This window comes from Mesorhizobium sp. URHB0026, from assembly GCF_054059755.1.
On the sequence record NZ_JBSSCN010000001.1, the window covers coordinates 4,360,920 to 4,371,229 of the forward strand.

9 protein-coding genes are annotated in these 10,310 nt (G+C 59.2%); 7 read left to right on the forward strand and 2 right to left on the reverse strand.

Annotated elements, in window-relative coordinates; all coding sequences use genetic code 11:
- The first annotated feature begins 277 nt into the window (after window positions 1-277).
- The 6 genes from ACVWWD_RS21485 to ACVWWD_RS21510 are packed head-to-tail and all read left to right on the forward strand — an operon-like array spanning window position 278 to window position 7,559.
- The gene (locus ACVWWD_RS21485; protein ID WP_023784072.1) at window positions 278-1,273 is read left to right on the forward strand and encodes a glycosyltransferase family 2 protein; all 996 of its coding nucleotides are present in this window, start codon (window positions 278-280) and stop codon (window positions 1,271-1,273) included.
- Window positions 1,270-3,060, forward strand: a complete 1,791-nt coding sequence (locus tag ACVWWD_RS21490) for an ABC transporter ATP-binding protein (protein ID WP_457103375.1) — start codon at window positions 1,270-1,272, stop codon at window positions 3,058-3,060. Before ACVWWD_RS21485 ends, ACVWWD_RS21490 begins: the two co-directional genes overlap by 4 nt.
- A 4-nt stretch (window positions 3,061-3,064) precedes the next feature.
- Window positions 3,065-4,288 carry a glycosyltransferase family 2 protein gene (locus ACVWWD_RS21495; RefSeq protein ID WP_457103376.1) on the forward strand — a complete coding sequence of 408 codons (1,224 nt, stop codon included), beginning with the start codon at window positions 3,065-3,067 and terminating at the stop codon, window positions 4,286-4,288.
- A complete protein-coding gene (locus ACVWWD_RS21500) occupies window positions 4,285-5,664 on the forward strand; it encodes a glycosyltransferase family 2 protein (protein ID WP_352546998.1) in 1,380 nt (459 codons plus the stop codon). Before ACVWWD_RS21495 ends, ACVWWD_RS21500 begins: the two co-directional genes overlap by 4 nt.
- Window positions 5,582-6,322 carry a class I SAM-dependent methyltransferase gene (locus ACVWWD_RS21505; RefSeq protein ID WP_031248193.1) on the forward strand — a complete coding sequence of 247 codons (741 nt, stop codon included), beginning with the start codon at window positions 5,582-5,584 and terminating at the stop codon, window positions 6,320-6,322. Before ACVWWD_RS21500 ends, ACVWWD_RS21505 begins: the two co-directional genes overlap by 83 nt.
- A 16-nt stretch (window positions 6,323-6,338) precedes the next feature.
- Entirely contained in the window at window positions 6,339-7,559 is a 1,221-nt protein-coding gene (locus tag ACVWWD_RS21510; protein ID WP_352547000.1) for a glycosyltransferase family 4 protein, read from the forward strand.
- 10 nt (window positions 7,560-7,569) lie between these two features.
- Here ACVWWD_RS21510 and galE read toward each other — a convergent pair whose 3' ends face one another.
- Both galE and ACVWWD_RS21520 read right to left on the reverse strand, forming a co-directional pair.
- Window positions 7,570-8,553: a UDP-glucose 4-epimerase GalE gene (galE, locus tag ACVWWD_RS21515; protein WP_457103377.1), complete on the reverse strand. Its 984-nt coding sequence runs from the start codon at window positions 8,551-8,553 to the stop codon at window positions 7,570-7,572.
- A complete protein-coding gene (locus ACVWWD_RS21520; protein WP_352547048.1) occupies window positions 8,550-9,524 on the reverse strand; it encodes a UDP-glucuronic acid decarboxylase family protein in 975 nt (324 codons plus the stop codon). Before ACVWWD_RS21520 ends, galE begins: the two co-directional genes overlap by 4 nt.
- Before the next feature lie 349 nt (window positions 9,525-9,873).
- Between ACVWWD_RS21520 and ACVWWD_RS21525 the strand changes: the two genes are divergently transcribed.
- A complete protein-coding gene (locus tag ACVWWD_RS21525) occupies window positions 9,874-9,993 on the forward strand; it encodes an efflux RND transporter permease subunit (protein ID WP_280940063.1) in 120 nt (39 codons plus the stop codon).
- Window positions 9,994-10,310: the final 317 nt, after the last annotated feature.

Genomic DNA, 10,310 nt, shown 5'->3' on the forward strand with positions numbered 1-10,310 from the left:
CAAGACGCTGTCTTGCGGTTCAAGCGCTGTTTCGAGCCGTAAGAAAAACTGATCGTGCAAAGCGCAATCAGAGATAATTAAATTAGCAATATTGCGCATTGCGGTGTAATTTTGTGTTGCAGTGCAGCATGTCGCCATAACTCACACCGTCCAGGTTCCTGCACCACGCGCAGTCGGCAGAGCCATCGAAGTCAGGGGTGCGCGTCGCTGAGAAGCTCGCCGGGCGCCCGGTTACAGTGCCTGCATAGCCAACTGTTCGCGGAGACAACAGAGGCCCATGATCCAAGACAATACCACGGTGGGCGTCGTGGTGCCGATGTTCAATGCTGAACGAACGATTCGCGCGACCCTGAACAGCATCTGCGGGCAACACTACCAGGCGCTGGACATTGTCGTCGTCGACGACGGCTCGACAGACCTTTCTGCTTCGATTGTGGCCTCCTACACTGAACAGGATCGCCGTATCCGCTTGATAAGGCAGTCGAACGGCGGCGTTGCGAAAGCGCGCAATCGTGGAGTTGCTTCTACCGATGCGGAGTTCCTGGCTTTTGTCGACGCCGACGATCTTTGGGCCCCCTCCAAAATCGCGCTTCAGATGTGCACCTTACAGCAAGGCGGCTCTTCGGCAGGCCTGGCATATTGCTGGTTCGCCGATATAGACGGCGACGGCCGGGTATTCTCATTGCATAACCGGCCCGATGCCGAGGGTCGCGTGCTCCAACGCATGTGCAGGACGAATTTTGTTGGCAACGGAAGTTCAATGCTGGTCCGTCGCGCCGCGTTCGAGCGAGCGGGAGGCTTCGACCCTTCCTTGAGAGCTAGGAACGCACAAGGCTGCGAGGACCTGCTGATGTGCCTCAGAATAGCCGAAAGTTACGAGTTTCGCGTCGTCCCTCAGTACCTCGTGGGTTACCGGATGACGAACGCCAACATGTCGAGCGATGTCATGCAGATGCTTCGTTCTTGTGAAATTGTCCTTGCCGAGTTTCGCCAGAAGTACCCGCAGTTCGGGGACGATCTCGACGATCATCTGATCGACATGCTGCATTGGCTCGCCGTAAGAGCCTTGATCTGTGGGCGGCTTTCGGCAGCGTATGGCCTGATGAAGAAACTCTTCCTTATGGAGCCAGGGACGGCGATTTCTCGCCTGCCAAGAATGATGGACATTTATTGCCGAGCCCGGCTGGTCCCTCGGTGGGTCAAAATCCGGATGAAAAGGATGCGAAACAAGAACGCCGAGTTCCAACCCCACTACGCAGAGAGCATCTGGTGAGACTGGTCGTGCGATTGCGGCGGCTCTTTCGCCTGGCGGCGGCGCCAGCCTGGGCTGGGCCGACCGTGGTGGGGCTTGGACTGCTCGCAGCGGTTCTGGAAGGTACGGGTCTCGTTCTGTTCATTCCCCTGCTGCAGAGCCTCGGAGCCTCGCCGCCTCAGCCCGGTAGATGGCAACCGATGTTTGATAGAATCCTGTCGCCCATTCCGCATCATTACCTAACCGCCTTCCTGGTCGGAGCGCTTTGCGTCAGCATCGTCCTCAAGAATGCAGTCCATCTCGCCAACACCTGGGTAACCAGATACATCGACGGCCTCGTCGCGCACCGGTTGCGATCCAGGGTTTTCGATCAGACGATAAGTTCGTGCATCGACTACCGTGTCGAGAACCGTCGAACGGACATCATCACGACGATTGCCAACAATACGTGGAAGGTCAGCCAGGGCCTGAGCCTGGCCTACCGATTGCTGGTCTGCCTTTGTACCTTCGGCGTCTTCGTTCTCTTGATGCTATTGATCTCGGTCCGATTGACCTTTTTTTCGATGATTTTCCTGCTTTTCGCAGCAATGGCCATTCGTCTGGCCACGCGACGCGCTGACGAGACCGGCAAGGCTGTCGTCGAGGAAAACAAGCAGTTCGGCCTCAGGATGTGGGAAAGTATCAATTCATTGCAATTGATCCGTGCCTTCGCACAGGAATCCTACGAGCATGACCGGTTCGTTCAGACATCGGACAGGGTAAGGCGTCGTCTGTTGAGGCTCGACATGCTTTGGGCGACCCCCGGGCCTGTCTCGGAGATCTCGATCACGATCCTGATCGGTGCACTGGTTCTCATTGCCGAATCCGCAAGCATAGGAATCGCGGCTCTCGCCGCTTTCCTGTCGCTGCTTTATCGTCTCCAAGGTCCCACACGGGAATTGCTGCAGTCGAAGATTGCGCTGGACGGGCTTGCGGGCGCGATTGACGATGTGGACGAGTACCTGCGCACAACGCAAACGCCGTTTCTCAGCCAAGGCTATCTGCCGGCGCCCGCGCTCAAGACCGCCGTCGAATTTCGCGATGTCTGCTTTCGGTATGCGCCCGATCAGCCTTTGGCGCTACAGGATGTCTCTTTCAGTATCCCCGCCGGCAAGACTACGGCAATCGTTGGCGAGTCGGGTGCCGGCAAGTCAACCGTCATGGCCCTGCTCTTTCGCTTCATGGATCCGACGTCGGGGGAAGTCCTTGCCGACGGTATGCCGCTTCCATGTTTCGAGTTGCGCAGTTGGCGCAAGCGGCTGTCGCTGATGTCCCAGGAGGTGTACCTCTTCAACGATACCATCGCTGCCAACATCGCTTACGGCGATTTCGATGCTGGTCAGAATGAACTGCGCCAAGCGGCCCGCATTGCGAAGGCGGACGATTTCATCCGCTCGCTTCCGGAGGGCTACGAGACGCAGATCGGCGACCAGGGAATGCGCGTGTCGGGGGGCCAGAGGCAGCGGATCGCCCTGGCCCGGACCATACTTCGCAATCCCGACATTCTCCTTTTGGACGAAGCCACGAATGCGCTCGACGGCGGGACGGAACAGGCGTTCCAGATCGCCCTCGAGCAATATTCGCACAATCGCACCGTGGTTGTCATTGCGCATCGCCTGTCCACCGTCCAGGCCGCTGACCAGATCATCGTGATGTCGAAAGGACGCGTGATCGAGATTGGTCCGCCGGATCAACTCCTGAAGCGAGCGGGCCATTTTTCAAAACTTCACGAGTTTCAAAACGGTCGTGTTGCCATGGGTGCGAATTAAGGCGATGGGCTACAAGATTGTCGACATCGAACTGTCAATTCCGCTGGCCCCGGTTGAGCTTGCGCCAGAGCACGACGGCGTTGGTCTCATTGCCCGCTGGCAGGGCCGGCTTGTCGGCTTTGAGATGATCGCGCTCGCCTCCGCCGCGATCCTGTCGGCGGAGCAACTGAAATCCATTGCCGATGAACGTTTCGCCGATCGGATCTTGGTTGCGAAGATGGATAAGGAATTGCTGCGGCGAAGACCGGTTGGGCAATTGCCCCTGCCGAGCCTCTCCATCGCGATTTGTACGAAAGACCGCGCCGAACGTCTTTCGAGGTTGCTGGGTTCGCTCGACAGCATCCGACTTGGAACCGCTTTTCCGAGCGTCGAAGTCGTCGTGGTGGACAATGCGTCTGTGGATTCGTCCACGCGCGAAGCAGTCGGGCGCTTCAAGGACGTTCTCTATGTATTCGAACCGAGGCCCGGGCTAGATTTTGCACGAAACGCCGCTCTTCACTCGGCCAGCGGTGGCCTGGTTGCCTATCTTGACGATGACGTGGTCGTCGACCGCAACTGGCTTGACGGGCTTGCCAAAGCCTGCCGGGACAATCCCGGTGCCGGCGGCTTTACGGGTTTGGTGCTGCCGCTTCGCCTGGACACCGAGGCGCAGATCTTTTTCGAACGAAGGGGCGGATTTGGCCGCGGCTTCAGGCGTAATGAATTCCACAACACCCGATTCGACAATGCGCTGCACCCGGTAGGGTCTGGTATTCTCGGCGCCGGCTGCAACATGGCTTTCGACCGCACGCTGCTCGTATCGCTGGGCGGTTTCGACGAAGCGCTCGATACCGGAGCACCGCTGCCTGGCGGTGGCGATCTCGACATTTTCTATCGTGTCCTGCGATCAGGCCGGCCCATGATCTATGAACCGGAGTATGCCGTTTACCACGAGCATCGCGAGACTATCGAGCAATTGAGACGGCAATATTGGACATGGGGACTTGGTATGATGGCCTTTCTTGTCAAAAGCCGTCGGACCGACGGAGAGCTCAAGGCACGGCACCGTGGCATGGTTTGCTGGTGGTTTTTCGATCGGCTGAAAGCGCTGGCACGGGCCGCGCGCAAGCTTCAAGGTCGTGACTTGCGTTTCGGCATTGCAGAGTTGTGGGGTGGAATCTACGGCCTGGCAGGCGAATATGACCGCTCACGTATCCGCGTCCAGAGAATCCGGGAGCAGAACCGGTGAATGGCGACGCCTTCCGTGTCAGGCAAATCGATCTCGGCTCCGTCTGTGCGGACGCCGATGCCGGAGATATCCCTTCACTATCGATCTTCTGGTGGAAGGACTTGCCGCTGGGAATGCGAGCGTCCTTGCCTGACGAATTGCCCTACAGCGAGGCACGTCTGCGGCAGTTCGCGGCGGAATTTTCGGCAGCACAATTGGCCGCCCGCAGCACCCCGCTGGGCGCCCCCTTGCGGGCGACCTATGAAGGATCGCCAAAGTCCGCGCTCTGTTTGACGGCGGCGCTCGGGGCCGAGGACCTTGTCGGCCGCCTTGATGAACTTGCAACTGCGTCGTCAGCGTCGGCCCAGCACATCTCAGTCGTAATTTGCACGCGTGACCGCGGCCCCGCCCTGGCGGAGTGCCTTCAAAGCGTTGCAAGGCAACGCAGCGCCCCGGGCGAAGTCATCGTCGTTGATAACTCCCGCGACGGCAGCGCTCGGCCGGTATGTATCGGCTTTCCTGAGGTCCGTTACGTTCATGAGCCGCGGCCTGGATTGAGTGTTGCCCGATCCGCCGGCATCCGGGAAAGCCGTCAAGACATCATCGCGTTCACGGATGACGACGTCGAGGTTCATCCTGGCTGGACTGCCGAAATCGCACGCGCCTTTGAAGAATGGGACGTCGAGGCCCTGACCGGCCTGGTGCTGCCAGCCCGGCTCGATACGATCGCCCAACGCCGCTTCCAGTTCGACATGGGCGGTTTTGGGACCACCTTCGTGCCGCTTCTCTTCGACCGCCGCTTTTTCGACGAGACTCGGCCAAGCGGAGCGCATGTCTGGAAAATCGGAGCCGGAGCCAACATGGCCTTCCGGCGATCAGCCTTCGATCGGGTAGGCTCGTTCGACGAGCGCCTCGGCGCCGGTGCTGCCGGATGTTCCGAAGATTCGGAGCTATGGTACCGGCTGCTAGCCACAGGAGGGACTTGCCTGTATGAACCTCGCGCCGTTGTCTTCCATCATCATCGCCGCGACTGGCCGGGCTTCAGACAGCAAATAAGAGCCTACATGAAGGGCCACGTCGCAGCTCTTGTCACGCAATATGACAATTTTGGCGATCGCGGAAACATCGATCGCATCTGGAAGCAACTGCCCGCATATTTTTTGAGAACATTCGTCAAGGCGCTTTTCGAAGGCCCCCCCGGCAGGACCAGGATCCTCGCGGCAGAGGTCGAAGGCTGGCTGGCTGGTCTTCAATTCCTCGTCCGTTTCGGCTGGCGAAAACGGCGAACATCAAATTGGTTGAGGAAGAAAATCGATGATCCGCAAGGCGCCGCTCGGACAATTCCTGTCTCGAAATCCCTTTCCAAACGCTCTGACCGACGGCCTTTTCTACCGTGAGAAGATGCGCGCGATTCATCGCGTCGCGCCCGCGGCGATCGACGGGCCCGGCCGGATACTCGAAATTGGAGGCGGGCGCAGCGGGATGGCAAGTATCCTCTATCCGAACGCTGAAGTCGTTAACCTCGATCTCGATCCCGAGTTGGGCAACCACCAGCCAGATTGGGCGAGGTCGACCTTCGTCTGCGGCGATGCCTGTGACCTCCCCTTCGCGAATGACAGTTTCGACGTGGCGACGCTCTTCGACGTGCTTGAACACATTGAGGATGACCGTAGTGCCGCACAAGAGGCCTTGAGGGTCGTGCGCCCAGGCGGGTATGTTCTTGTCTCGACGCCACATGCGGAGTGGCATTACCCGTATTTCCGCATCATGAAGCCCTATTGCCCGCATGAAAGCGAACTGATGCAGGAATGGGGTCACGTTCGTCGCGGCTACTGGGATCCCGAACTCGCAGCGCTCTTCGACCGTGTGCCGGAACGCCGCGCCACATTTATTAACCCGGTGACGGCACTGTTTCACGACATCGCATTTTCTCGTTTCGGACGTCGTCGCCGCAAGATACTTTACGCTCTAGCGGCGCCGATAACGGCTGTCGGATACGTGCTGCACCAACGCTCGACACGCGGCACGGAGACGGCTTTTTCCTGGCGCAAATGAATTTTTGAGGCACTTGATGGGCCGCCGCTCTTCCCTCGTCATCGCCCTCTTTCCATGGGGCGACGTCGTGGAGGAATTCCTCGATCCGATAGGATTGCGGCTTAAGGATTTCGTCGAACAGATGACCGGCGGCTGGCTGTTCGGTTACGCCTCCGCTCTGCAACTGGCCGGGCATAGGCCGGTCATCGTGTGCGCTTCCGAAAATGCTTCGCGGATAGAATGCCACTACCATGCCGGCACGGGCGCGCCGATCTGGATTGTTCCCGGCGCGCGCGCGCGTCAAGGTCACTCCGCAGCGGCTCACAGTCTGCGGCGCTGGTCCGCGACGCCGCTCCCGGCATTCCGGAAGGTGCTCGCCCGATCCCAATGTGATGCAATTCTCGTTCAGGAATACGAATACACGCGGTTTGATGCGCTTGCCTGGCTGGCAGTCCGTATGCGGATTCCGCTCTATGCAACGTTCCAGGGCGGCGACCTGACGCTCTCCTGGATAGAGGCGATCGCCAGGCAGACTTCTCTCCGTGCCTGCAGCGGCCTGATCGTCGCATCGGCAGCGGAGCGTGAACGCCTCGCCAAAGCTTACCCGCACATAGCGCTCAACATCGCCAATATCCCCAACCCCATCGATTGCGGAGAGTGGATAGCGATCGAGCGTCGGCAGGCGCGGCAAGATCTCGGTTTGGCGAGCGGGAATTTCGTCGTCGTCAACCATGGACGCATCGACGTTCGCCGGAAAGGGCTCGATGTGCTCCTGAACGCATGGTCCCTTTTTTCGCGCGATGCTTCGTCCGAACTGGTTATCATCGGCTCGGGGCAGGACCGAGACATTTTTGCCAGGCTGTTGAGCGAGGCCGCTCTACCGAATGCGAGATGGCTTTGCGACTATACCACGGACCGGGCTTTGATACGGCGTTGGCTTTCGGCGGCGGATGCCTATGTCACAGCGTCCCGCACCGAAGGTATGCCCGTCGCACCGTTGGAGGCGATGGCCTGCGGCCTTCCGATCGTTGCCACCGACGCACAGGGCCTACCCGACATCTTGGCGAATGGCGAGGCATCCGGCGGCCTCATTGTTCCAAGGGACGAGCCGGCGGCCATTGCACGGGCGCTGAAGAAACTTAAGGACGATCCGGTCATGCGAGAGCGCCTCGGACAGGCGGCGCGAAAGCGGATAGAGGAAAATTTTTCGCTCGGCGCGGTTGCTGGCGCTCTTGATCGCTTGCTGACCGCGCGGTAGCCCACCAGCGCTATATTTCTTCCAATCGGCTGCGATGCCAAGCCAGTGCTGTCTCGACGATCCTGTCGATGCCCGATTGTTCGGGCACCCAACCGAGTTCCCGCTCGGCCTTGCCGGCCTCGGCAACAAGCGCTGGCGGGTCGCCTGGCCTGCGCGGCCCGTAAGCCACCGGAAGCCGTATTCCCGAAGTCCGGCTGACGGCGTCGACCAGTTCGGCCACCGTTGTGCCGGCTCCGGTTCCGAGGTTGTAGACGTGGACGCCCTTGTCCCGGAGAAGCTTCTCCCCTGCCAGGACGTGGGCGCGCGCGAGATCGACAACGTGGACGTAGTCCCGCATGGCGGTTCCGTCGCGGGTATCGAAATCGGCCCCGTTGATGACGAAGGTGCGGCCTGGCTTCACTGCCGCCGCTATGGCAAGCGGGATGACATGTGTTTCCGGTTCATGCCTTTCGCCGATTTCGCCGTCGGGGTCGCATCCGGCCGCATTGAAATACCGAAGTACGACCGCGTTGAGGCCGCGAGCAAGCGAGATATCCTCGACCATTCTTTCTATGATGAATTTGGACCAGCCATAGGGATTGATGGGCGACTGTCGATGCGTTTCGTCTATCGGAGACCGCGTCGGAATCCCGTAAGTTGCGCAGGTGCTCGAAAAAATCAGCTTGTCCAGGCCGGCCTTCAGCATTTCGTCGAGCAGGACCAGGGTGCCGAAACTATTGTTTCGGTAGTAAAGTTCCGGCCGCTCGACTGACTCGCCAACGTAAGCGTAGGCAGCGAAATGCGCCACGGCGTCCGGCCGATACTGGTCCAGGGCGGCCGCCACAGCGGCGGCGTCGGAAATATCGCCTTCGATCAACGGTCCCCATTTCACCGCGTCGCGCCAGCCGCGCGAAAGGTTGTCAAAGGCAACAACCGACCATCCGGATTCGGCGAATGCTTTGCAGCAGTGCGACCCGATATAGCCGGCCCCGCCAGTTACCAGGACCGTCTTCATTCGGCTGCGGCGGGCCGAATGTGCCCAGATGAAAGCACGTCCTCGAAATACGCAATGGTCTTGGCAAGGCCTGCACGCAATGCAATTTTTGGCTTCCATTTGAGTTCGCGGGAAGCATATCGGATATCGGGCTGCCGCTGCTTTGGATCGTCCACGGGTAGAGGCGAGAACCTGATCTTCGATCCGCTTCCGGTAAGTTCGATCACCAGATTCGCGAGCTCGAGCATCGTGAATTCCGCCGGGTTGCCGAGATTGACAGGACCGGTGATATCGTCGGACGTCTGCATAAGACGTACCAGACCGTCGATGAGGTCCTCGGCGTAGCAGAATGAACGCGTCTGCTGGCCAGTGCCGTAGACCGTTATCGGTTTGTTTTGCAGCGCCTGCACGATGAAATTGGAAACGACACGACCGTCGTCGGGACGCATCCTAGGACCGTAGGTATTGAAAATACGGGCTACCTTGATCCTCAGCTTGTGCTGTCGCCAATAGTCGAAAAACAGGGTCTCGGCACATCGCTTGCCTTCGTCATAGCAGGAACGAGGGCCAATCGGGTTCACTCTGCCCCAATAGTCTTCCAACTGCGGATGAACTTCGGGGTCGCCATAGACTTCGGAGGTGGACGCCTGCAGAATCTGTGCGCGAACCCGCTTGGCCAGTCCGAGCATATTGATCGCGCCATGGACGCTGGTCTTGGTCGTCTGGACGGGGTCGGACTGATAGTGGACGGGGCTCGCCGGACAGGCGAGATTGTATATTTCGTCCACCTCTACGTAGAGTGGAAATGTCACGTCATGACGAATAATCTCGAACGATCGGTCATCGAGGAGATGAGAGACGTTTCTGCGGCTTCCTGTGAAGAAGTTATCTGCACAAATTACCTGATGGCCCTCAGCAAGGAGCCGCTCGCATAAAAATGATCCCAGGAAACCTGCGCCGCCGGTCACCAAGATTTGTTTTGCCTGCTGCATTTTCAGGACCTCCGGCTTAATCTTAGACAGGACTAATAAAATAACCTGACGCAGGGCCATAGGCCACCGGCCCGCTTTCAATTTACGTTACGGGCAAGACATTGTTCTCGATGGACCACGGTTTGCGATCAGCGTCAGGATCCTGTCGACGCTGCCATCGGCAGGCGTCGCCGCCTTCTTGGCCTTAGTGAAGCTGTTTTAATTGATCGCGCTCATCGGCGTGATCCTGCTCGTCGGCATCGTCAGGAAGAACGCGATTGATGATCGACTTCGCGCTCGATGGCCGCGAACGCGCAATCCGTAAGCGGAAGATGCCACCTACCGCCTGCATCCTGCGGTTCAGGGGATCATGATGACGACGATGGCGGCCCTGCTCGGCGCCTTGCCGCTGGCGCTCGGCAGCGGCGCGGGTTCCGGGCTTCGCCGGCCACTCGGTATCGCCATCGTCGGCGGCTTGCTGCTGGCCTAACTCCTGACGCCCTGCACCCACCCGTCGTCCATGTCTGTCTCAGTCGGTTCAGCCACCTCAGATGGTTCTGGCATCCCAAAGGCCGACCCCCTAAATCGTCGTGGGCTCGGTCCAGGCTCCGACGTAAGCACATGAGTTGTCCGGTTTTATCGCCAGCCAAAGGGGGCTGGGGATGACACGGACAGTCTGGGCTGGGCACCAGCCTTCAAATCCAACGGCACGAATTTTTCCGAAGCAGGAACATAGAAGCATTATGCGAGTTAGGCGCGGACGCCTGCTCGCGTTCCACGATCTGCCAGGGTTCTCTTGATGTTCGA

What these genes read in the sequence shown, in the direction of transcription:
- ACVWWD_RS21485 (WP_023784072.1), top strand. Translation starts at nt 278, where the DNA reads ATGATCCAAGACAATACCACGGTGGGCGTCGTGGTGCCGATGTTCAAT.
- ACVWWD_RS21520 (WP_352547048.1), bottom strand. Translation starts at nt 9,524, where the DNA reads ATGCAGCAGGCAAAACAAATCTTGGTGACCGGCGGCGCAGGTTTCCTG.
- galE (WP_457103377.1), bottom strand. Translation starts at nt 8,553, where the DNA reads ATGAAGACGGTCCTGGTAACTGGCGGGGCCGGCTATATCGGGTCGCAC.
- ACVWWD_RS21510 (WP_352547000.1), top strand. Translation starts at nt 6,339, where the DNA reads ATGGGCCGCCGCTCTTCCCTCGTCATCGCCCTCTTTCCATGGGGCGAC.
- ACVWWD_RS21495 (WP_457103376.1), top strand. Translation starts at nt 3,065, where the DNA reads ATGGGCTACAAGATTGTCGACATCGAACTGTCAATTCCGCTGGCCCCG.
- ACVWWD_RS21525 (WP_280940063.1), top strand. Translation starts at nt 9,874, where the DNA reads ATGATGACGACGATGGCGGCCCTGCTCGGCGCCTTGCCGCTGGCGCTC.
- ACVWWD_RS21505 (WP_031248193.1), top strand. Translation starts at nt 5,582, where the DNA reads ATGATCCGCAAGGCGCCGCTCGGACAATTCCTGTCTCGAAATCCCTTT.